This window comes from Luteibacter jiangsuensis, from assembly GCF_030812295.1.
Classification (GTDB): Bacteria; Pseudomonadota; Gammaproteobacteria; order Xanthomonadales; family Rhodanobacteraceae; genus Luteibacter; species Luteibacter jiangsuensis_A.
In genome coordinates, this window is the sequence record NZ_JAUSSK010000005.1 from 410,810 (window position 1) to 432,284 (window position 21,475).

A 21,475-nucleotide genomic window follows, 5' to 3' on the forward strand; every position below is an offset into this window, starting at 1 on the left:
ACCTAGAGCGCCAGCACATCGCCAAGCAACGCCTGGGCGGTGATCTCCGGTCCCGCCCCCGGTCCCTGGATGACCAACGGCGTCGCGTGATATCGGGTGGTCGTCAGCGCGAACTGGTTATCGGTGCCCGACAACCGCGAGGCCGGGTGGTCGTGGCCAACCTCGACCAAGCCGACACGCGCACGGCCGCGCTGGTTCAGCCGTGCCAGGTAGCGCAGCACCTTGCCGTTCGCACGGGCTTGCGCGTGGCGTTCACGCAAAGGCTCGTCCAGCTCGTCCAACCGGTCCAGAAACGCCTTGGTGTCCACGCCACGCAACGCTTCCGGCACGAGGCTTTCCACTTCCACTTCATCGCTGCCGAGGGCGAAGCCCGCATTGCGCGCGATGATCAGCAGCTTGCGCGCCACGTCTTCGCCGGAGAGGTCCGAGCGCGGATCGGGCTCGGTGAACCCCAGCCGCCGCGCGTCGCGCAGGAGCGACGAGAACGGGCGGCTGCCGTCGTACTGGTTGAACAACCACGATAGCGAGCCTGAGAAGACACCCTCGAGGGTAAGCAGGCTGTCTCCGCAATGGCGCAGCCGGCGCAAGGTGGAAAGCACGGGCAATCCCGCGCCGACCGTGGCGGCGTCACCGTACACCGCGCCGCCCGCCGTCGCGCTTTGCAGCGCGCGCCAGCCGGACAGGTGTCCACCCGCCAGGGCCTTGTTCGCGGTCACGACGTGGTAACCGGCGGCAAGCCACTCCGCGTGGCGGCTCGCTTCGATGGCGCAGGCCGTGGCGTCGACCACGACCTTCCTCGTCGCGCTGGCCGCATCGAGTGCGGCCAGCAAGGGCAGGTTGTCCCGGCCCTCGCGTGCCTTGGCCAGGCGCTCGGCCACCTCGCCAGGTGTGACGCCATCGGCCAGTACGTGCTGGCGCCGGGAGTTCGCCGCACCCACCAGGCGTAGCGAACGTGCCGCGGGCGTACCGAGCAGGGTGAGCAAGGCGCGGCCGACCACGCCAGTTCCCAGGAGCACGATGGCGGTGCGCGGTACCGGCTCGGCCAACGGTGCGATCGCCACGGCGCTCATGCGCCGACCTTGCGTTTGGAGGTCGCCGAGGCCACCGCCGCGGCGCGAGCCAGGCCGGCTTCGATGTCGGCGATGAGGTCGTCGCCATCCTCGATACCGATCGACAGGCGCAGCAGGCTATCGGAGATGCCGGCGACACGGCGTGCTTCCGGCGCCATGGATGCATGCGTCATGGTGGCCGGGTGCGCCACCAGGCTTTCCACGCCGCCAAGGGATTCCGCCAGCGAGAAGAAACGCAACCCGTCGACGAAGGCCTCGATGGCATCGGTGCCGCCATCGAGTTCGAAGCTCAGCATCGCACCGAAGCCCCCTTGCTGGCGCTGCGCCAGGGCATGGCCGGGGTGGGAGGCAAGGCCCGGGTAATAGACCCGCTGCACTGCCTCGTGAGCGTCGAGGCGGTCGGCGACGCGGCGCGCATTTTCCTCGTGCGCACGCAGGCGCACGGCGAGCGTGCGCACGCCACGCAACGTGAGGTAGCTGTCGAACGGTGAGCCGGTAAGGCCATTGCAATTGCCCCACCACTTCAGCTGTTCGGCAACGGCCTGGTCCGCGGCGATCACCGCGCCACCGACGACATCGCTGTGACCATTGATGTACTTCGTGGTCGAGTGCACGACGAGGTCGGCGCCGAGCTTCAGCGGCTGCTGCAACGCGGGTGAAAGAAAGGTGTTGTCGACCACCACGAGCGCGCCCACCGCATGCGCGGCCTGTGCGACATGGCGAACGTCGGTGATCCGCAGCAGGGGGTTCGACGGTGTCTCGATCCAGACCAGGGAAGGCCTCGCGGCGAGCCCCTCGGCAAGAGCGGAGGGATCGGTGAAGTCGACGAAGCGCACACTGAAGCGGCCTTTCTTCGCCCACGCATCGAGCAGGCGCCAGGTACCGCCGTAGCAGTCGTGCGCAGCGAGCACCAGCGATCCGGCGGGAACCAGTTCGAGCGCAAGCGCCACTGCCGACATGCCACTGCCGGTGACCACGGCGCCGGCGCCCTCTTCCAGCTCGGTGAGCGCGTCCGCGAGCAAGTCACGAGTGGGATTGCCGCTGCGCGAATAGTCATAGGCGCGCTTGCGGCCGAAGCCGTCGAACGAATAATTCGTGGACAGGTGCAGAGGCGGCACCACCGCGCCGTGCTGCGTATCGGATTCGATGCCTGCGCGCACGGCGCGGGTACAAAGACGGGAATCGGTCATGGCTTAGCGGTCTCCGCGACAGTCGTTGAGTGCGTGACGCAGCACGGGGGCGAGCTGCACGGTTTCTTTGAGGAAGGCGTCGTGACCGTAGGGCGAATCCACGACTTCCAGGGTGGCGGTGCCGCCGAGGCGGCGCTGCAATTCACACAGGTCGGCCAGCGGGACGAGACGATCCGACGGAAAGCCCACGAGCGTGGTCGGCGTGGAAACACATTCCGGCGAGATGTCGTGCAGGTCGATCGACTCGGACAGCGCGAGGAAACGCTCCGGTTCGAACCGTTCGACAAAACGCCGTCCGGCGTGTTCCAGATAGTCTTCCACCGGGAAATGAAAGCGGCCCTCGCGCAATTCGGGGCCCGCGGCGAAGCGGCGCGAGAACTCCTCGCTGCCGCGATAGGTGGTCATCGCCAGCTGCCGGGCCAGCGCCAGCGCCTCGTCGGTGCGGCCCGACGCGATGCCCAGCCGCACGATGCCGCGCTGCACCGAACGCTGCGCCGTCGCCAGCGGATGCGGGCGGTGCGCGCCGGCGAGCAGCACCAGCGATTTCAACTTTTCCGGGTACAGCGCCGCGAAGGCCAGGCCGGTCATCGCGCCGTACGAGGAACCAACGAAGGCATGCACGCGACCGATGCCGAGCTCGTCGACCAGCGCGGCCAACGCCGCGGCCTGGTCTTCGCTGGAGACCGAGGCGACATCGCCCAGGTCCGCCGGCACCAGCCAGTCGATCGAGAGCACGCGGCATGCCGCGAGATCGATCGCGGCGCCCTGCCCCACCAGATCCTGCCACCAGCCGGCGGCGCGCTCGCGGCCGGCGCAGACATCGCGGTCGGCCGAGATGCCGCCCTGCACGATCACCGTCGGCGCATGCGGCGCGCCGCACCAGAGGTAGCGCACGTCCACCGCGACGGAGTCGCTACCGTACTTCGGCTTGAGGGACACGCGGCGGGTACCGCGCTGTTCGGTGAGATCGGCCGCGCAACGCGGCGCGGCGGGGACGGCCACTTCGGGGAGGGAGATCACTTTGAGGGGCTCAGCTGACATGTCCGGGTTCCTGCGTTCGGGATCGAGCCCTGCGGATACCGTGTACGGACTGTCGGCTCGGCGGGTACGCGGTGGCGTGCCCCGAAACGGACATCCCATCTATCGGCTGACGTGAAACACGCCCCGCAGGAGTTGGCACCGTCGCGGAAATCCGCAGGTTGCCCCGGCTTCAAAGGGCCTGTCCCTCAGCCGGTCTCGATGAGTGGAACCGACGATACGCCTGGATATGGTAGGTGTCAACAGACGTTTAGACGTCCAGATGTCCATACTTCCATTTCTTGCGATGCATATGTTGGATCTTGCACCGGATCCGGTGGGATATGACCCTGTGGGAGCCGACTCCCACAGGGGCGGCTCTCCCGCAGGGTCGGTTCCCACAGGAGCGGCTCCCGAAAGGGTGGACCAGCGCCCGGGCCGGACGGGTTAACATCCGGCCATGCCTATCCGGACCTCCTTCGCCGCCGCCGTCGGCCAGACGCCGCTCCTTCGCCTGCGCCATGCATCGGAGGCCACCGGCTGCGAGATCCTGGCCAAGGCCGAGTTCCTGAACCCGGGCGGCTCGGTGAAGGACCGCACCGCCCTGGGCCTGCTCGACGATGCCGAACGCCGTGGCCTGGTCCGTCCCGGCTGTGTCCTGGTGGAGGGCACGGCCGGCAATACCGGCATCGGCCTGGCCCTGCTCGGAGCCAGCCGGGGTCACCGCACGCTGATCGTCATGCCCGAGACCCAGAGCCGGGAGAAGATCGACGCCTTGCGGGTCACCGGCGCCGAAGTGCGACTGGTACCCGCCGCTCCCTTCAAGGACCCAGGGCACTACGTGCACGTCGCCCGGGCCTTGGCCGGGAAGATGAACGAGCAAGAGCCCGGCAGCGCGTGGTTCGCCAACCAGTTCGACAACACGGCCAACCGTGACTGGCACGAGGCCCATACGGGGCCCGAGATCTGGGAGCAAACCGGCGGCAAGGTGGACGGCTTCGTCTGCGCCGCGGGTACGGGCGGCACCCTGGCCGGCGTGGGCCGCGCCCTGAAGGCCCGGCGGCCGGATATCCGCATCGCCCTGGCCGATCCCGGCGGTTCGGCGCTGGCGGCTTTCGTCAACACCGGCGAGCTGGCCGCCGAAGGCACCTCGATCAGCGAGGGCATCGGCAGCAGCCGGATCACGGCCAACTTCGCCGACGCCCCGGTCGACCTGGCCTGGACGATCCCGGATGCCGAGTCCGTCCCGGTCCTGCACGACCTGCTCCAGCGCGAGGGCTACTGCGTGGGCGGCTCCAGTGGCGTCAACGTGGCTGGCGCGCTGCGCCTGGCCCGGGAGCTCGGGCCCGGCCACACCATCGTCACCGTGCTCTGCGACGGCGGCATGCGCTACCAGGCCAAGCTGTTCAATCCGTCCTTCCTGCGCGGCAAGGGCATCCCGGTACCCGAATGGCTGGACCGGGCGTTCCCCTAGCCCGGGCTTCCCCAACCTTCCCTGATAGAATAGGGGGTTAGCCAGAATCAGCGACCCGAGAACGATGTCCTCACACCTCACCGAAACCCGCCGTCGGCGCAGCTTCGCCATCGTCAGTCACCCCGACGCCGGCAAGACCACGTTGACCGAAAAGCTCCTCCTGTTCGGCGGTGCCATCCAGATGGCCGGTTCGGTGAAGAGCCGCAAGGCCGCGCGCCACGCCACCTCGGACTGGATGGCGCTGGAAAAGGAACGCGGCATCTCGGTCACCTCGTCGGTGATGCAGTTCCCGTACAACGACGCCATCGTCAACCTGCTGGACACCCCGGGCCATGCCGACTTCTCCGAGGACACGTACCGCGTGCTCACGGCGGTCGACTCGGCCTTGATGGTCATCGACTGCGCCAAGGGCGTCGAGGAACGCACGATCAAGCTGATGGAAGTCTGCCGGCTGCGCGACACGCCGATCATGACCTTCATCAACAAGCTGGACCGCGAAGGCCGCCCGCCGATCGAGCTGCTCGACGAGGTCGAATCGGTGCTCGGCATCGCCTGCGCGCCTCTCACCTGGCCCATCGGCATGGGTTCACGCCTGAAAGGCGTCTACCACGTGCTGCTGGACGAAGTGCATGTATTCGAGCCGGGCAAGAACTTCACCCGCCAGGATTCCACCATCTTCAAGGGCCTCGATCATCCGGACCTCGCTGGCCGCATCGGCCAGGCCGCGCTGGATGAACTGCGTGACGAACTCGAGCTCGTGCTGGGCGCGTCCAACCCGTTCGACATCGACGCCTATCTCGCCGGCAAGCAGACCCCTGTGTTCTTCGGCTCCGCCGTGAACAACTTCGGCGTGCAACTGCTGCTCGATTTCTTCGTCGAGCATGCGCCGTCGCCGCGATCGCGCGAAACCCTCACGCGCGAAGTGAAACCCGAGGAAGAAAAACTCACGGGCTTCGTATTCAAGATCCAGGCGAACATGGACCCCGCGCATCGCGACCGCGTGGCGTTCATGCGCGTTTGCTCGGGCACCTATACCGCCGGAATGAAGATGCAGCAGACGCGCACGGGCAAGGAAGTGCGCATCGCCAACGCGCTTACATTCATGGCTTCCGACCGCGAGATCGTCGAGCGCGCCTTTCCCGGCGATGTCATCGGCCTGCACAACCACGGCACGATCACCATTGGCGACACCTTCACCGAAGGCGAACCGCTCTCCTTCACCGGCATCCCCAACTTCGCGCCGGAACTGTTCCGTCGCGCGCGCCTGCGCGACCCGATGAAGATGAAAGCGCTTCAAAAAGGACTGGCCCAGCTTTCGGAAGAAGGCGCCACGCAGTTCTTCCGCCCACTGATGTCCAACGACCTGATCCTCGGCGCGGTGGGTGTGCTGCAGTTCGACGTCGTGGCCTATCGCCTGAAAGACGAATACAACGTCGATGCCACGTTCGAACAGGTAGGGGTCGCCACGGCGCGCTGGATCCATTGCGACGACGCCAAGAAGCTCGAGGAATTCCGCGAGAAGAACGCCGGCAACCTCGCCATCGATGGCGCGGGCGAACTGGTTTACCTCGCGCCGACCCGTGTCAATCTGCAGCTCGCACAGGAACGCTGGCCGGCGGTGCGCTTCTCGGCCACGCGCGAGCATGCGTCCGCGGTCGAAGTCTGAGTTCGCCGCCCGGGGAACCGGACGGTCAAACGGGCGACGGATTGAGGAACCGGTGGATCGCCTGCACGACCACCGAGCCCTCGCCCACGCTGGACGCCACTCGCTTGATCGAGCCCGAACGCACGTCTCCCACCGCGAACACCCCGCGCAAGGTCGTCGCGAACGGTGAAGGCGTGGCGTAGCCGTCCGCGTCGCGTCCGGTCACCACGAAGCCCTTGCGGTCGAGGTCGAGGCATCCTTCGAGCCAGCCCGTGTTCGGCTCGGCACCGATCATCACGAACAGGCTGCCCGCCTTGATCCGCTTCTGCGTCCCGTCGGTACATTTCCAGCCCACTTCCCGCAGGTAGGCATCGCCGTCGAGGTGGTCGATCTGGCAGCGCGCGTGCAAGGTGATCCGCGGCGATTGCGCGATGCGCTGCACGAGGTAGTCCGACATGGTGGCCGCGAGGCCGTCGCCGCGCACGAGGATATGCACGTGGGCCACCGTGCGCGCCAGGAACACCGCCGCCTGGCCCGCGCTGTTGCCGCCGCCGACCACCACCACGTCCTCCCCTGCGCAAAGCGTGGCCTCCATCGCCGTGGCGGCGTAATGGATACCCTGGCCTTCGAACCGGTCGTAGTCCACGTGGTCGAGCTTGCGATAGCGCGCACCGGTGGCGACGACGACCGCGCGGGCGGCCACCGATGTGCCGTCGTCCAGCAAAAGGCGGTAGGGATGCCTGGAGCAATCCATGCCTTGTACCGAGCGCGCTATCGCCATGTGCGCGCCGAACTTCATCGCCTGCACCTGGGCACGGCCGGCCAGCGCCTGGCCCGAGATGCCGGTGGGAAAGCCGAGGTAGTTTTCGATCTTCGAGCTGGTACCGGCTTGCCCGCCTGGCGCAAGCGCCTCCAGCACGAGGGTGTCCAGCCCTTCGGACGCCGCGTACACCGCCGCGGCCAGGCCGGCCGGTCCCGCGCCGATCACGGCCACGTCGTGCACGTGATCGCTGTCCAGCACGATGGTGATGCCCAGCTCATCGGCCAGTTCGGAGGTGGTGGGGCAACGCATCACGCGGCGGTCCGGCATGATCACGACCGGGCATTCCGAGGGATGCAAGCCAAAGCCATCGATCAGGTGCCGGGCATCTTCATCGATGTCGGTGTCGAGCAAGCGGTAGGGATAGCCGTTGCGGATCAGGAAGCTGCGCAGGCGCACGGTATCGGCGGCGTGAGCGGAACCGGCCAGCGTGACCCCTCCCTGCCCGCTCTGGATCAAGCCCACGCGGCGCAGGATGAAGGCGCGCATGATGATCTCGCCGATGTCCGGCTCTCCCGAGACCAGCTTGCGGAAACTCGGCGGATCGACGCGGACCAGGCGCGTATCGGAACCGGTCCGGCCATTCACCATGATCTGCCGCTCGCTGAACAGGTCCACCTCGCCGGTGAACTGGTTCGGCCCATGGACGGTGAACACGTTTGGATGGCCGTCTTCGCCGATGTCGTAGACCTCGATGCAGCCTTCGATCACGAAGAAATAATCGATCCGCCGGTCGCCCCGCCGGAACAGGACCGTACCCGACGGAACGACCTCCTCCACCCCGTACTTCACCAGGCGCGCCGCCATCTCTTCGTTGAGGTGGGGAAACGTCTGCTCTCGCCGGTTCGTCGGGCTCGAGGGGTCGTTTTCGGAGGGGATGGCCATCGCTTGATTTCCAGGTCCGGGCGTACCCGCCCATGGCCGCGACCTTAATGGAAGCGGCGTTGCACTATCTTGTATCGGAGCACCATCATGCCTGCGTAGACTGCGTGCGCAAGCCCCTCTACGCGAGATGCCCATGTCAGCCGAGCCAACTGTCGCGACCCGCCCAGCACTGCCCTTGCGCCTGCTCCGCTCACCCCTGGGGCGGATCGTGGCCTTCTCCGCGACGGCCTTCCTCATTGGCGTCGTCATCGCCCGGATCTACGACGGCCTCGGCCTGCCCAAGGGCGCCATACCCTTCAGCGACGTCACGCCGCTCATCGAACTATTCCGGCTGGCCCCGGTGGTGCTGGCCTACTGGTTGCTGGTCCGGATCATTGAAAACCGCAGGATCGACGAGCTCGCTCCGCGCAAGGCCGTACCTCATGTGCTCCTCGGCATCGCCGGCGGCACCGCGCTCTTTTCGCTCGTCGTGGGCGCCCTGTGGGCCCTCGGGGCATTCGTGGTCGACGGGGTGAACCACGATGTGCCTTGGCTGGGCCCGGTCCTGGTGCTTGGCGTCGGCGCCGGGGTCGGCGAGGAGATCGTCAGCCGCGGCGTGATCTTCCGCATCGTGGAGGAAGGCCTGGGTACGTGGGCGGCCTTGCTGTTCTCGGCTGCGGTGTTCGGCGGCCTGCACGCGTGGAACCCCAATGCCACCGCGTGGAGCGCGCTCGCCATCGCCATCGAGGCGGGGTTGCTTTTCGGCTTGCTGTACCACGTGACCCGGTCGCTATGGGTTTGCATGGGCATGCACGCTGCCTGGAACGTGGCGCAGGGCCCCGTCTACGGCATCCCCGTGTCCGGCTTCGAACAGCACGGCCTCCTTGCCTCGCACATGCGCGGGCCCGACTGGCTCACCGGCGGGGCGTTCGGCGCCGAAGCATCCGTGGTGGCGCTGGGCCTGTGTTCGGTCGTCACGGCGGGCTGCCTGGCGATCGCCCTGCGCCGTGGCACACTGGTTCCACCACCGTGGCGCCGAAATCGTGCGCAATCCGCCTGAGCCATTTCGGTAACGTGGTGATCCGGGGCGCGACGCCCCTTCCCGTCCTCATTGGGCTGTCACATGCCTTCGACTGAAAAGAAGTACTCCTGGCTGGCCAACCAGCCTCTCCAGCGCAAGATCGTGCTCGCCATCGGCATGCTGCTGATCCTCTTCGTGGCGGTCGGCATCAGCAACCTCGTCTCGCTGGGCCGTGAGGACGACTCGCGCGAATGGTCTTCACATACGTATCTAGTGCTGCTCACGCTGGCGGAAGTGAGCGACGATGCGCAGACCCGCCAGGCGGGCGCGCGCGGCTACATGCTCAACCAATCGGAGGACGAGTACGCCGACTTCGAGGCCGCCGATCGCGACCTCGATCGCAGCTTGGCGGGCCTGCGCGGACTCACCGCGGACAACCCCCTGCAGCAGTCGCGCATCGACCGCTTGCAGGAGATGCTCGACCGCTGGAAAAGGGAGGTGCTGACGATCGGCCTCGAGCCCATGCGGGCCATCGGCGATGCCGCGACACCGGAAGGCGTCGCCGCGCGCGAGGCCATCCGCCGGGGCTACTTCGTGCAGCGCACCGTCTTGATGGACGATATCCGCAAGCACATCCGTGAAATGGCGGAGACCGAACGCGCCCTGCTGGCCAAGCGCAACGCCGAGCTCGACGCGGAGGTGAAAGCCATCCGGTACGTGGATATCGCCTCGCTCGCCCTCTGCGTGCTCATCGGTGGCATCGTGATCGTCATGACGTTCCGCCTCATCACGCGGCCGATCGTGCGCATGACGGGGCTCATGACGCGATTGTCGAACCACGACCATTCGATCGAGGTGCGCCAGCTCGAACGCAAGGACGAGATCGGCGAGATGGCCCGCGCCCTGCAGGTCTTCAAGGAAATGGCGATCGAGACGGCCGGGCAGACGTGGTTGAAGTCGACCGCCACGAACATCTCCAACCGGCTCCAGGCCGCCACCTCCTACCGCGACTTCGCCGACACGCTGCTCTCCGAACTGGTGCCGAACCTGAAGTCCGGGCTGGGCGTGTTCTACGTCTTCCGCGAAGAAACCGGCCGGCTCGAACTGCTCGGCAGCTACGGATACAAGCAGCGTCGCCACGTCACCGCCGACTACGCCCTCGGCGAGGGGCTGGTCGGGCAGGCGGCCATCGAACGGCGCACCATCGTCCTGCAGGACGTCCCCGACGATTACACGCGCATCCATTCCGGCAGCGGGGAGGCGCCACCACGCAGCGTCGTGGTCGTTCCCGTCCTACTGCGAGACACCCTGCTCGGCGTTCTGGAGATCGCCAGCTTCACCCACCTCACCGACGTGCAGGAGCGCCTGCTCGATGAGTTGACGCCCATTGTCGCGCTATCGCTGGAGAATCTCGCCCGCACCCTGCGCACCCGCGCCCTGCTCGAACAGACGCAAAGCCAGGCCGACGAGCTGCGGGCTTCCGAGGAAGCGTTGCGCCGCCAGCAGGAAGACTTGCGCAGCACCAACGAAGAACTGAAAGCCAAGACCGCCGAGTTGCTGGAGCAGTCGCAGCGGCTGGTCGCCTCGGAAGAGGAACTGCGCGTGCAGACCGAGGAATTGCACGCCTCGAACGAAGAATTGCGCGAAAAGAGCATCACGCTGAACCAGCAGAAGGAGGCGCTCGAAGCACTTCAGCGAGAGACCCAGGAAAAGGCCGAGGAACTGGCGCGCGCGAGCCAGTACAAGTCCGAGTTCCTGGCCAACATGTCGCACGAACTGCGTACGCCACTGAACAGCCTGCTGATCCTTTCGCGCAGCCTGGCCGACAACGACGAGGAGAACCTCAACGCCGAACAGGTCGAATCCGCACGGATCATCCATGACGCAGGGTCCAACCTGCTGCGCCTGATCAACGACATCCTCGACCTCTCCAAGGTCGAGGCTGGAAAGATGGAACTGGTGGTGGAACCACTCCCCCTGGCCGACCTGGCGCGCACCCTGGGGCGTACCTTCAACCACGTGGCCCAGGAGAAGAAACTCGATTTCGAGATCCACCTCGATCCCCGTCTTCCGGCCACGATACGTACCGACGGCGGCAAGCTGGAGCAAGTGGTGAACAACCTGCTCAGCAACGCGTTCAAGTTCACCGCCAGCGGCCGTGTCGGTGTGACTATCTCGCGGCCAGCCGCGGATGCCCGCCTTCCCGATGGGCTCGACGCCGCGCGGGCGATCGCCATCATCGTGACGGATTCGGGTATCGGCATTCCCCGGGACAAGTTCCAACGCGTCTTCCACGCCTTCGAACAGGTCGACGCCAGCACCAGTCGCCAGTTCGGCGGCACGGGGCTTGGTCTGGCCATTTCGCGGCGTATCGCCATGCTGCTCGGCGGTGACATCTCACTGCGCAGCACACCCGGCGAAGGCAGCACCTTCACGATCCACCTGCCCGAGGAGGCGCCGGAAGGCGACGGCCGTCCGGAACCCATTCCCCTGCAGCAAGCCGCAGCGGAGGCCACGCTACCGCTATCACCCGGCCTGCTCGCCGAGACGATCGAAGACGACCGCGATTCGTTGAATCCCGGCGACACCGCCATCCTCGTCGTCGAGGACGATCCTGCCTTTGCACGTATCCTGGCGGCGATGATCCACCGCAAGGGCCATCGCGTGCTCGCCGCGGCCGACGGCGAGTCGGGACTCGCCCTGGCCAAGCGCTATCGCCCAACCGGTATCCTGCTCGACGTGATGTTGCCGGGCATGGATGGCTGGACGGTGATCGAACGGCTGAAAGCCGAAGCCGCCACGCGGCACATACCTGTGCATTTCATCTCGGCCACGGACGACGCCACGCGCGGACTGGAGTTGGGTGCCGTGGGATTCCTCACCAAGCCCGTCAGCCGGGAATCGATCACGGCGGCCTTCGAACGCCTCCTGCACTTCGCCGAGGGCCGCACGCGTCACCTCCTCGTCGTGGACGACGACGCCAGCGCCCGTGCCGCCGTGCGCAGCCTGCTCAAGGATGATTCCGTCCTTATCGAGGAAGCGGCCTCCGGTGAGGAAGCGCTCGCGATGACCGCGGAAAAGCCGTTCGATTGCATCGTCCTCGATCTTGGATTGCCACACATGACCGGCTTCGAGTTCCTCGAGCGGCTGTCGCAAGCGGGGTATACGCCACCCGTAGTGGTGTATTCAGGGCGCGACCTCTCGCGCGAAGAGAGCATGCGCATCCGCCAGTACACCGACAGCATCGTCGTCAAGGGCGCCCGCTCGCCGGAGCGCCTGCTCGACGAAGTGAGCCTGTTCCTGCACTCGATCCGCCACGGTGGAGGGGTGCGTGCCGAGGCATCGGCCACGGCGGACGGCCTGGAGGACGGCGACCTGCGCGGCCACCGCCTTCTCCTTGTCGACGACGACATGCGCAACCTGTTCGCGCTATCCAAGGTGTTGCGTGCGAAAGGCATGGACGTGGTGATGGCCCAGGATGGACGGAAGGCTCTCGACACGCTGGACAAGGACCCCACCATCGAGCTCGTGCTGATGGACATCATGATGCCGGTGATGGATGGATACGAGACCATGCGGTCCATCAGGGCGAAACCGGCGCTGGCACAGGTGCCGATCATCGCCCTCACCGCCAAGGCCATGCGCGGCGACCGCGAGAAATGCCTCGAAGCGGGTGCCAACGATTACCTTTCCAAGCCGATCGACGTCGACCGCCTGTTGTCGATGATCCGCGTATGGCTGCCGGCGCGGGTCTGACATGGACGTCGAGGACATCGAGATCCAGCTCTTCGTGCGCGCCATGCAACTGCGCCACGGATACGACTTCAGCGACTACGCGCCTGCGTCGCTGAAGCGACGGATCCAGCAACTCGTGCGCACGCACGATGCCGGCACGATCAGCGGCCTCACCACGCGCTTGTTGCATGACCAGGATTTCCTGCGCAAGGCGGTCGAGGGCCTCTCGGTTCCCGTGTCGGAGATGTTCCGTGATCCCCCGGTTTTCCGCGCCCTGCGCGACAAGGTGTTTCCGGTGCTGGCCTCCTATGCGGAGATCAATATCTGGCAGGCCGGCTGCGCGCACGGACAGGAAGTGTATTCACTGGCGATCATGCTGGAGGAGGCCGGACTCTACGACCGCACCCGGATCTATGCCACCGACTTCAACGATGCCGCGCTCGCGGCCGCGGCCGAGGGTATCTATGCGACGCGGGACGCCCGGGACTGGTCGCGCAATTACCTGGAAGCCGGCGGCAAGCACTCCTTTAGCGACTACTACAGCGCGCGCTACGAGTTCATCAAGCTCGACCGGCGCCTGCGCCGCCATGTCACCTTCATCAACCACAACCTCGTTACGGACAAGGTGTTCTGCGAGGCGCATCTGATCCTCTGCCGGAACGTGCTGATCTATTTCAGCAATGCCTTGCAGGACCGCACGCTCGGCCTGTTCAGGGACAGCCTCGTCCGCGGCGGCTTCCTCTGCCTCGGCACCCGCGAGAACATCGATTTCTCCCCGGCGGCAGCGGGATTCACCGACATCGACCAGGCCATGCGCATCTATCAGGCAGGTGGATCGGGCGCGAGGCCACTGGCCAGATGAGTACACACGACGCCGTGGTCATGGGTTGCAGTGCGGGTGGACTCTCCGCGCTGCAACGTGTGCTGCCGGGCCTGGATCGTCATCTCGCCGTGCCGGTGGTGCTCTGCTGCCATACAGGCTCGGCTGACGTCTCGCTGCTGGTCGAGTTGCTCGCGCGCGTTTGCCCGCTACCAGTGACCGAAGCGCAAGAACGTGCGCCCGCCGATCCGGGCGTGGTCCACGTGGCACCCAGCGGTTACCATTTGCTGGTGGAAGACAACTTCCGGTTTTCCCTCAGCGTCGATGCGCGCGTGGCTTATGCGCGGCCTTCGATCGATGTACTGTTCGAAACCGCCGCGGAGGCATGGCGCGAGCGATTGGTCGCCGTGTTGATGACTGGGGCGAACTCCGATGGTGCGAACGGGATCGCAGCCGTGCGCCGGGCCGGCGGTTACGCTGTCGTGCAAGAGCCGGCGACCGCCGAAGCCGATGTGATGCCGCGGGCCGCGCTGGAACTCGCGGGAGCGGATGCCTGCCTGACACTGGACGCGATCGCAGCGAAGATCAACGAATTGTGCCTGCCATGAATCCGCTCCGCCCGAAAATCCTTGTCGTCGACGACACGCCCGCCAACCTGGTGGCCATGCGTCGCCTTCTCGCCCGCGCGGATGCCGATATCTTCGAGGCGGGCAGTGGCAACGAGGCGCTCGCGCTCTGCCTGGACCACCAGTTCGCGCTGGTGTTGCTCGATGTGAACATGCCTGAGATGGACGGCTTCGAGGTGGCCCAGTTCATCTCTGAAACCGACCACCTGAGCGAGACGCCGATCATCTTCGTCACGGCCGCCTATGCGGACGACATCAACCGGATCAAGGGATATACATCTGGTGCCGTCGACTACATCGCCAAGCCGATCAACGACGTGATCCTGCAGTCCAAGGTCAAGATCTTCCTTGAACTCTATCGCGCACGTGCCTTGCTGCAGCAGGCCCTGGATGAGTTGTCCCTGCGCAACCGGCAGCTCACCAGCGAGGTGGCCGAACGCACACGCATGGAGCAACTGGTGCGACACCAGGCTACCCACGATGCGCTGACAGGCCTGCCGAATCGCGTCCTGTTCCGCGACCGCCTGGAAGCTGCCATCGAACTGGGTAGCGGAGGAGCACCGTTCGCACTCGCCTATATCGATATCGACGGATTCAAGGCCGTGAACGATGCCCATGGCCACGCAGCCGGTGATGAGCTGCTCAAGGCGATCGCCGCGCGCATCGACGCCCGCACACGCGGAACCGATACGGTCGCCCGCCTGGGCGGCGACGAATTTGCCGTGCTGTTGCATGACGCCGCCAGTGCGGAAGGCGCCCTCGTGCGCTGCCAGGCGCTATGCGAGGCGGTGGGAGAGCCATACATGCTGCATGTGGGCGATATACCCATCCCCGCCAGGGTCGGCGCCAGCATTGGCGTGACGATGTTTCGCGCGGGGACAGGCTACGACGACCTCGTCGCCGCGGCCGACGGGGCGATGTACGAGGCCAAGCGCGGCGGGAAGAACCGTTGCGTTCTGGGGTGACAGGGAGACGGGAAACAGGAGGCCGCCGGCTAGAGGGTCGCCAGGAACGCCTCGAGCACCGCCCCACGGTAGCGCTGTCGATGCAGTAACACCGATAACGTACGCCTCAAGTCGAGGAAAGGCGTCGGCAACATCGCGATCCGCCCTGCCCGGACGGCGTCGCCCACGGCCACCTCGGGCAGGCAAGCGATGCCCAACCCTGCGATCACCGCCTGCTTGATCGCCTCGGACTGGTCCAGTTCCAGTACCGTGCTGCCTTCCGGCAATTCCGCCAGGGCCCGCTCGCTCAACGCCCGGGTCGCCGAGCCACGCTCGCGCAGCACCCAACGCTCGCCGGCGAAGTCCTCCCGGCGCAAGCGCTTCTTTCGTGCCAGCGCATGCTCGGGCCGCGCGCACACCACCAGGCGATCCTCCCGCCAGGGGCGAACCTCGAGCGACGGGTGAGCCACCGGGCCCTCGACACAGCCGATGTCGAATTCATGATCGAGCACGCCCTGCGCGATTCGCGCGGTATTGGCCACGCCCAGACGCAGCGACACACCCGGATGCGCGGCCGCGAACCCCCCGAGCAGATCGCCTACCAGGTAGTTGCCGACCGTATTGCTTGCACCGATGCCGATTTCGCCCGCCAGCTCGGTGATCGTGCCCTGCGCCCGGCGGCCGAATTCCGCATGACGTTCCAACAGCTCACGCGCAAGTGGCAACAGTTCGCGGCCACGGTCGTTGAGGCGCAGGCGCCCCCGCTCGCGGGCGAACAACGGAAGACCGATCTGCCGTTCCAGTTCGGCCAACGCCATGCTCGCGGCGGGTTGGCTGAGGAACAACCGGTCGGCGGCGACGCGCACGCTGCCCGTGGTGGCCACGGCCACGAACACCTCGAGTTGCCGGGGGCTGATGAAATGCATCAGTAATACTGATACTTCTAATAAGCTATTTTCAATATGCTTATCGACTTGGCGGACCGAGAATAGGTCCGTCTCCCCGCAAGGATTTTCCCGTGTCCGCCATTGCCGCTCCGTCGCCCTCCTCCTCGCGCCTGCCGGGCATATGCCTCGCCTTCGCCGTGGCCGCCGTTGCCTTCGGCCTGGGGCGAGCCATGCCACTGGTCGGGGGCGCGGTATTCGGTATCGTCCTGGGTATCCTGGTCCGCCAGTTCGCGTCGCCGTCGACGCGTTTCCTTCCTGGGATCCGCTTCGCGTCGAAGCAGGTACTGCAATGGTCCATCGTCGCCCTCGGTTTCGGCCTCAGCATCAAGCAGGTCGCCCATACCGGCCTGGAGTCGCTATCGGTCACCCTCGCGACCGTTGCCGCCGCCGGTCTCGCGGCATGGGGGCTCGGCCGCCTCCTTCGCGTGCATGACACCCTCAAATTGCTGATCGGCGTGGGTACGGCCATCTGCGGCGGCTCGGCCATCGCGGCGGTCGTGCCGATCGTGAAACCGGACGAGCACGACACCGCCTTCGCGATCTCGACGATCTTCCTGTTCAATCTCGTCGCCGTGCTGCTGTTTCCCGCGCTCGGCCATTGGATGGGCCTGTCCGACCTCGGCTTCGGTCTCTGGGCCGGCACGGCGATCAACGACACGTCTTCCGTGGTGGCGGCCGGCTACAGCTACAGCCACGCCGCGGGCGATTACGCGACCATCGTGAAGCTGACCCGTGCGACCCTGATCATTCCGATCTGCCTCGTCATCGCCCTGGTCGTGGCCTGGCGCGAGAAGCGCGGCGGCGCCACCGGCTTCAGCCTCGCCAAGATCTTCCCGTGGTTCATCCTGTGGTTCCTGGTCGCATCGGCGATCCGCACGGCGGGCGTGATTCCCGCGGCCGTGTTACCCGTGATCCACTTCGCCGCCGAGTGCCTGATCATCGTGGCGCTCACGGCCATCGGCTTGTCCGCCGACCTGCGCCGGATGGCGTCGACCGGACCGCGGCCGATCCTGCTCGGGCTGGGTGTCTGGGCGGCGGTGGCGTTGACCAGCTTGCTGGTGCAGCACCTTATCGGGCGCTGGTAAAGGCATCGCCGACAGGGTCGGCTCCCTCCGGTAATGTGGGAGCATCGCCGCTGAAGCGGCTCCCACAACAGCCGCAGACCCGAGAACAGTAAGCGGGCTACCACGGCACGGCAACCAAGGTGGGAGCCGCTTCAGCGGCGATTGCCCTCTATCAAGGCGAGCAACCGCAGGTTCAACGCATGCTGTTGCGCCTGCCACTCGGAGAGCCTGTGACCGTCTGCCTCGACCTGTCCATCCATCGCGCTCAGCCGCCGTTTCCACCAGGACTTGTAGCGATACCTCGAGATCTCTCCGGTGATATCGCTGCCGATGAGCCGGCCGCGAACGGCACCGATGATCGCGGCGCCGCCAGCCTCGCTCAGTGTGCCCTGGTCCCAATTCGTCATCGCGACATCGGGAGCGTAGGCATCCTTGTCGATCGACAGGTATACGGGCTCGCGCCGGGTCCGCTGCGCGTCGACGAAGGCCTCGACCATCGCTTCCGTATCGTCGAACGAACGAAAGGATGCGGCGATCCCGAAGCGGGACGCCCAGGACACGTCGACACCAGCCGACCAGTAGGTGAGCCTGCCCGCGCGCAACGGCGTCAGGTAGTTCTCCCAGGCATGCTTGCGGCCGATGTCGCCGGATGTGATTCCCACGACATGCACGTGGCTGACACGCGGCAACGCGGCCACCCGGCGCACCCACGATCCGCAGTGCACGCCGAATGGGAAGCGCATGTTGTCGGGGTGGTTATCGATCACCACCACCTGGAAGCGCCAATCGCCGGGAACGCGCTGCACCAGCGGCAGTGTGAGGTGATGGAAATCGCCACTGCCGAGGAACACGGTGCCATGTTCGCGTGGCAGCGTACCGGCGAGCAGCTGGCCGAAGCGATGAAGCCGGCGCATGGAACAACCGAAGCGGATCGTTTCCTCCCAATCGCGTAGCGGCAACACGACACGTCCAGCCAAAGGCCCGACGGAATCGTCCAGGTCAAGAACGACGGGCTGCCGCATCGGGAACCTCCCACTGGCTATCCGGCTCGAAGCGATGCGCGAAGCGGCGCAGCAACGCGCGCAGCAAGGGGTTACGCACGAACACCGCATGCCGGGTCAGGTGGAAGCGCGCGCCGAGCGAAGCCTTCACGGCAGGGTCGCTCCAACCCGCGACGTAATGGGTCAATCCCCGCGTGAGAGCGTACTCCAGGTTCACGAACCAGCTCACGAAATAGAGATCGAGTTCGCGTGCCGCCGGGTAGGCGAAACCGACGTACTTGTCGAGCAACTTGCCTTGGTGTTCGTAGCAAAGGTTCCACCCGACCAACCCGCCATCGGCGTGGTAGGACATGACGACGCCGCCCGGCTCGCGCAGCGCGGCGGCGAAGAAATCGCGGGAGAGTTTGTCGAAGTGGACTTCGCTCTGTGCGTATACGTTCTCGAAGAGTGCGTAATACGCGTCCACGCTGGCATCGGCCGCGAAAGCCGCGCCGGTGGGGGTCACCGATACGGCCAGCCGGCCGCGCGAACGGAGTTTGCGGCGCAGGTTCTTCCTTCGCGACGATGACAGGCGACCGAGGTACTCCTCGATCGACACGAAATCGATCGGCACGTAGGCGAGCGCCTGGCCTTCGACGATCAGGTACCCACGCTCGCGCGCGGCATCGGCGAAGCGGGCGGTCCATGCCCGGTCGGCGACGGCGGTCAACGGCGAATCGAGGGCGAGATCCTTGACCACCAGCAACGGGTGCGCGCGACCCGGCCCATGCGCCAAGGCCTCCGCGACGGCGACGGGATCGCTATCCCTGGCGAACAGGGAATACTCGGAAACGGTGGTTCCGGCGAAGCACGTCCTGGGGGTCAGCAACCGCTTCAGCAACCGCTGGAAGGGCAAGGCCGCCACGCGTCGCCGCAAGGCGTCGTCGGCGGTGGTGAGCAGGTCGAACGGCGCCACGAAAAGTGGCGCGCCATCCGCCGCACGGACAGGGGTGAAGCCGTGCGGCGGATGACGCTCGAAGTGCCCGAGCAATGCATCCGGCTCGAGCTGGTTCACGAACGCCATGGTTGGCTGCCGGGGATCAGCCGCGCTTGGCCAGCGTGAGGAGCTGGTCGAGCAACGCAATGGCGAGGTCGATTTCGTCGTGGCTGATGTCGAGCGATGGCGCGAACGTGATCACGTTCTTGTACCAGCCGCCGACATCGAGCACGAGACCGATCTTCTTGCCTTCGTGAGTGAGACCGCCGGCCAGGCCGATGTCGACCATGCGGTCGAGCAGCGCCTTGTTCGGCGTGAAGCCGTCGTCCGTGCAGATCTCCGCACGCAGCGCCAGGCCGAGGCCGTCGACGTCGCCGATTTCCTTGTGACGCTTCTGCAGGTCGCGCAGGCCTTCGAGGAAATGCTTGCCCTTCTCGGCCACGCGCGTGCCGTAGTCCAGCTCGTAACCCATCTTGATCACCTCGAGTCCCAGGGCGGTGCCCAGCGGGTTCGAGTTGAAGGTGGAGTGCGTGGAGCCGGGCGGGAACACCGTCGGGTTGATCAGTTCCTCGCGGGCCCAGATACCCGACAATGGATTGAGCCCGTTGGTGAGCGCCTTGCCGAACACGAGGACATCGGGCGTGACGCCGAAATGCTCGATCGACCACAGCTTCCCGGTGCGCCAGAAACCCATCTGGATCTCGTCGACCACCATAAGGATGCCGTACTTGTCGAGCACCTTCTTCAGGTCGATGAAGAAGTTCTTCGGCGGGATGACATAGCCGCCGGTACCCTGGATCGGCTCGACATAGAAGGCGGCGTATTCGGCCTCGTTGACCTTCGGGTCCCACACGCCGTTGTATTCGGTTTCGAACAGGCGCTCGAACTGGCGCACGCAGGCATCGGAATACTCTTCCGCCGTCATGCCCTTCGGGCGACGGAACGGATACGGGAACGGGATGAACATCGCGCGCTCGCCGAAGTGGCCGAAGCGGCGGCGATAACGGTAGCTGGACGTGATGGCCGACGCACCGAGGGTGCGGCCGTGGTAACCACCTTCGAACGCGAACATCAGGCTCTTGCCACCGCGCGCGTTGCGCACGAGCTTGAGCGAATCCTCCACCGCCTGCGCGCCGCCGACATTGAAATGCACGCGGCCATCGAGGCCGAATTTCTGTTTCGCATCGACCGCGATGGTCTTCGCCAGTTCGATCTTGCCTTGGTGAAGGTACTGGCTGGCGACCTGCGGCAGCAGGTCGATCTGCGCCTTCAGGGTATCGTTCAGACGCTTGTTGCCATAGCCGAAGTTGACCGCCGAATACCACATCTGCAGGTCGAGGAACGGGATGTTCTCGCTGTCGTAGATGTAGCTTCCTTCGGCGTGGCGGAAGATCTTCGGCGGATCGACGTAGTGCACGGTATCGCCGAAGGAGCAGTACTTCGCCTCGTCGGCGAGCAAGGCCGCATCGTCGATGACGAGGGGCGCGTTCTTGGTGAGGATGTTCATGCAGGCAGTTCCTGGGGGTTCGCCGCGGGGAGGGGCATGACGGTTCGCGGTGGCAGGCGTCCGTCGAGAAGATCGGGAAGGAGTTCGAGCGCCTCATCGAAACTGGCGATGGGTGCGTACGGGATGCCGGCGGCACGGCAATGTTCGATCAGGCGATTCTTCGCGAAGACGAAATCGACACGGTCGGCCGCGCAGAAGTCGGAGGCGCCGTCACCGATCAACAGGGTCTTGCCGCCGCGCGCCCGCGCCGCGTCGACACGCGCACACTTGCAGGTCCCGCTGCGGCATCCCTGCACGCTGTACGGCGAGGTGAGGTTCCACTCGCGCTCACCCACTTGCAGCAGGTGGTTGGCGACCGTCGGCAGGCGCTGAATACCATGATTGGCCAGGATCGCGTGGATGGCGTGGTCGATGCCGTCGCTCACGATCTCCATCGGAATGCCGTGCTCGACGGTCGCCCTCACGAAGGCGGCGAAACCGTGGTCGATGCGCAGGCCGCCGAGATGGCGCTGGAGTTCGATGTGGCTCATGTCGAGCAAGGCGACCTGACCCGCCATGCAGACCGCCGAGCCGATGGTCCCGGCGCGCCAGTCGCGCTCCAGGATCTCCCAGCCGGGCCGCCCGTAGCGGTCCAGCAGCGAGTCGATGACGTCCTCGACGGCGATCGTGCCGTCGAAGTCACACAGGATGTTCCAGGAGGGGCTGAGCACGTGGATGCGCCGTTGACCAGTTTGCAGCGCAGGCTAGTGGTGCA

At 66.0% G+C, this 21,475-nt stretch carries 17 protein-coding genes and 1 riboswitch; of the genes, 8 read left to right on the plus strand and 9 right to left on the minus strand.

What is annotated here, in order from left to right:
• Positions 1–2: 2 nt before the first annotated feature.
• Genes J2T07_RS18110 through metX form a run of 3 tightly spaced genes read right to left on the minus strand, consistent with a single transcriptional unit; the run spans position 3 to position 3,301 of the window.
• On the minus strand, positions 3–1,070 hold the full coding sequence (locus J2T07_RS18110) for a homoserine dehydrogenase (RefSeq protein WP_306851948.1): 1,068 nt from the start codon (positions 1,068–1,070) through the stop codon (positions 3–5).
• On the minus strand, positions 1,067–2,260 hold the full coding sequence (gene metB / locus J2T07_RS18115; RefSeq protein WP_306851950.1) for a cystathionine gamma-synthase: 1,194 nt from the start codon (positions 2,258–2,260) through the stop codon (positions 1,067–1,069). Before metB ends, J2T07_RS18110 begins: the two co-directional genes overlap by 4 nt.
• A 3-nt stretch (positions 2,261–2,263) precedes the next feature.
• Positions 2,264–3,301, minus strand: a complete 1,038-nt coding sequence (metX, locus tag J2T07_RS18120) for a homoserine O-succinyltransferase MetX (protein WP_306851952.1) — start codon at positions 3,299–3,301, stop codon at positions 2,264–2,266.
• A gap of 92 nt (positions 3,302–3,393) precedes the next feature.
• A riboswitch (SAM riboswitch) is annotated at positions 3,394–3,506 on the minus strand.
• 231 nt (positions 3,507–3,737) lie between these two features.
• On the opposite strand from metX, the gene J2T07_RS18125 reads away from it, so the two are divergent.
• Together J2T07_RS18125 and J2T07_RS18130 are read left to right on the plus strand one after the other, a co-directional pair.
• A complete protein-coding gene (locus J2T07_RS18125) occupies positions 3,738–4,751 on the plus strand; it encodes a cysteine synthase A (RefSeq protein ID WP_306851955.1) in 1,014 nt (337 codons plus the stop codon).
• A gap of 64 nt (positions 4,752–4,815) precedes the next feature.
• Complete coding sequence (locus tag J2T07_RS18130) at positions 4,816–6,417, plus strand: peptide chain release factor 3 (protein WP_306851957.1); 1,602 nt, start codon at positions 4,816–4,818, stop codon at positions 6,415–6,417.
• A 25-nt stretch (positions 6,418–6,442) separates the two neighbouring features.
• Here J2T07_RS18130 and J2T07_RS18135 read toward each other — a convergent pair whose 3' ends face one another.
• Positions 6,443–8,101: an FAD-dependent oxidoreductase gene (locus tag J2T07_RS18135; RefSeq protein WP_306851959.1), complete on the minus strand. Its 1,659-nt coding sequence runs from the start codon at positions 8,099–8,101 to the stop codon at positions 6,443–6,445.
• 133 nt (positions 8,102–8,234) lie between these two features.
• On the opposite strand from J2T07_RS18135, the gene J2T07_RS18140 reads away from it, so the two are divergent.
• The 5 genes from J2T07_RS18140 (at position 8,235) to J2T07_RS18160 (ending at position 15,247) form a co-directional block, all read left to right on the plus strand.
• The gene (locus J2T07_RS18140; protein WP_306851962.1) at positions 8,235–9,140 is read left to right on the plus strand and encodes a CPBP family intramembrane glutamic endopeptidase; all 906 of its coding nucleotides are present in this window, start codon (positions 8,235–8,237) and stop codon (positions 9,138–9,140) included.
• A gap of 63 nt (positions 9,141–9,203) precedes the next feature.
• A complete protein-coding gene (locus J2T07_RS18145) occupies positions 9,204–12,857 on the plus strand; it encodes a response regulator (protein ID WP_306851965.1) in 3,654 nt (1,217 codons plus the stop codon).
• A 1-nt stretch (position 12,858) separates the two neighbouring features.
• Positions 12,859–13,698, plus strand: coding sequence for a CheR family methyltransferase (locus J2T07_RS18150; protein ID WP_306851966.1), 840 nt, complete (start codon positions 12,859–12,861; stop codon positions 13,696–13,698).
• The gene (locus tag J2T07_RS18155) at positions 13,695–14,264 is read left to right on the plus strand and encodes a chemotaxis protein CheB (RefSeq protein WP_306851968.1); all 570 of its coding nucleotides are present in this window, start codon (positions 13,695–13,697) and stop codon (positions 14,262–14,264) included. Before J2T07_RS18150 ends, J2T07_RS18155 begins: the two co-directional genes overlap by 4 nt.
• Positions 14,261–15,247 (plus strand): two-component system response regulator, encoded by a 987-nt coding sequence (locus J2T07_RS18160; protein WP_306851970.1) that lies wholly within the window; start codon positions 14,261–14,263, stop codon positions 15,245–15,247. Before J2T07_RS18155 ends, J2T07_RS18160 begins: the two co-directional genes overlap by 4 nt.
• Positions 15,248–15,276: 29 nt before the next feature.
• Here J2T07_RS18160 and J2T07_RS18165 read toward each other — a convergent pair whose 3' ends face one another.
• Complete coding sequence (locus J2T07_RS18165; protein ID WP_306851972.1) at positions 15,277–16,152, minus strand: LysR family transcriptional regulator; 876 nt, start codon at positions 16,150–16,152, stop codon at positions 15,277–15,279.
• Between the two features lie 92 nt (positions 16,153–16,244).
• On the opposite strand from J2T07_RS18165, the gene J2T07_RS18170 reads away from it, so the two are divergent.
• The gene (locus J2T07_RS18170; RefSeq protein WP_306851974.1) at positions 16,245–17,258 is read left to right on the plus strand and encodes a YeiH family protein; all 1,014 of its coding nucleotides are present in this window, start codon (positions 16,245–16,247) and stop codon (positions 17,256–17,258) included.
• 131 nt (positions 17,259–17,389) lie between these two features.
• Here the strand turns inward: J2T07_RS18170 and J2T07_RS18175 are convergent, their stop codons facing one another.
• Genes J2T07_RS18175 through J2T07_RS18190 form a run of 4 tightly spaced genes read right to left on the minus strand, consistent with a single transcriptional unit; the run spans position 17,390 to position 21,431 of the window.
• Positions 17,390–18,259, minus strand: a complete 870-nt coding sequence (locus tag J2T07_RS18175; protein ID WP_306851975.1) for an arginase family protein — start codon at positions 18,257–18,259, stop codon at positions 17,390–17,392.
• A complete protein-coding gene (locus tag J2T07_RS18180; protein ID WP_306851976.1) occupies positions 18,237–19,301 on the minus strand; it encodes a GNAT family N-acetyltransferase in 1,065 nt (354 codons plus the stop codon). Before J2T07_RS18180 ends, J2T07_RS18175 begins: the two co-directional genes overlap by 23 nt.
• Before the next feature lie 16 nt (positions 19,302–19,317).
• Positions 19,318–20,721: an aspartate aminotransferase family protein gene (locus J2T07_RS18185; protein ID WP_306851978.1), complete on the minus strand. Its 1,404-nt coding sequence runs from the start codon at positions 20,719–20,721 to the stop codon at positions 19,318–19,320.
• On the minus strand, positions 20,718–21,431 hold the full coding sequence (locus tag J2T07_RS18190; protein ID WP_306851980.1) for an MtnX-like HAD-IB family phosphatase: 714 nt from the start codon (positions 21,429–21,431) through the stop codon (positions 20,718–20,720). The genes J2T07_RS18185 and J2T07_RS18190 overlap by 4 nt, the downstream gene beginning before the upstream one ends.
• Between the last annotated feature and the right edge of the window lie 44 nt (positions 21,432–21,475).

Excerpts from the sequence above, each read along its gene's own strand:
- J2T07_RS18165 (WP_306851972.1), bottom strand. The coding sequence starts at position 16,152 with ATGCATTTCATCAGCCCCCGGCAACTCGAGGTGTTCGTGGCCGTGGCC.
- metX (WP_306851952.1), bottom strand. The coding sequence starts at position 3,301 with ATGTCAGCTGAGCCCCTCAAAGTGATCTCCCTCCCCGAAGTGGCCGTC.
- J2T07_RS18110 (WP_306851948.1), bottom strand. The coding sequence starts at position 1,070 with ATGAGCGCCGTGGCGATCGCACCGTTGGCCGAGCCGGTACCGCGCACC.
- J2T07_RS18155 (WP_306851968.1), top strand. The coding sequence starts at position 13,695 with ATGAGTACACACGACGCCGTGGTCATGGGTTGCAGTGCGGGTGGACTC.
- J2T07_RS18145 (WP_306851965.1), top strand. The coding sequence starts at position 9,204 with ATGCCTTCGACTGAAAAGAAGTACTCCTGGCTGGCCAACCAGCCTCTC.
- J2T07_RS18150 (WP_306851966.1), top strand. The coding sequence starts at position 12,859 with ATGGACGTCGAGGACATCGAGATCCAGCTCTTCGTGCGCGCCATGCAA.
- metB (WP_306851950.1), bottom strand. The coding sequence starts at position 2,260 with ATGACCGATTCCCGTCTTTGTACCCGCGCCGTGCGCGCAGGCATCGAA.
- J2T07_RS18175 (WP_306851975.1), bottom strand. The coding sequence starts at position 18,259 with ATGCGGCAGCCCGTCGTTCTTGACCTGGACGATTCCGTCGGGCCTTTG.
- J2T07_RS18140 (WP_306851962.1), top strand. The coding sequence starts at position 8,235 with ATGTCAGCCGAGCCAACTGTCGCGACCCGCCCAGCACTGCCCTTGCGC.
- J2T07_RS18180 (WP_306851976.1), bottom strand. The coding sequence starts at position 19,301 with ATGGCGTTCGTGAACCAGCTCGAGCCGGATGCATTGCTCGGGCACTTC.
- J2T07_RS18185 (WP_306851978.1), bottom strand. The coding sequence starts at position 20,721 with ATGAACATCCTCACCAAGAACGCGCCCCTCGTCATCGACGATGCGGCC.
- J2T07_RS18125 (WP_306851955.1), top strand. The coding sequence starts at position 3,738 with ATGCCTATCCGGACCTCCTTCGCCGCCGCCGTCGGCCAGACGCCGCTC.
- J2T07_RS18160 (WP_306851970.1), top strand. The coding sequence starts at position 14,261 with ATGAATCCGCTCCGCCCGAAAATCCTTGTCGTCGACGACACGCCCGCC.
- J2T07_RS18135 (WP_306851959.1), bottom strand. The coding sequence starts at position 8,101 with ATGGCCATCCCCTCCGAAAACGACCCCTCGAGCCCGACGAACCGGCGA.
- J2T07_RS18130 (WP_306851957.1), top strand. The coding sequence starts at position 4,816 with ATGTCCTCACACCTCACCGAAACCCGCCGTCGGCGCAGCTTCGCCATC.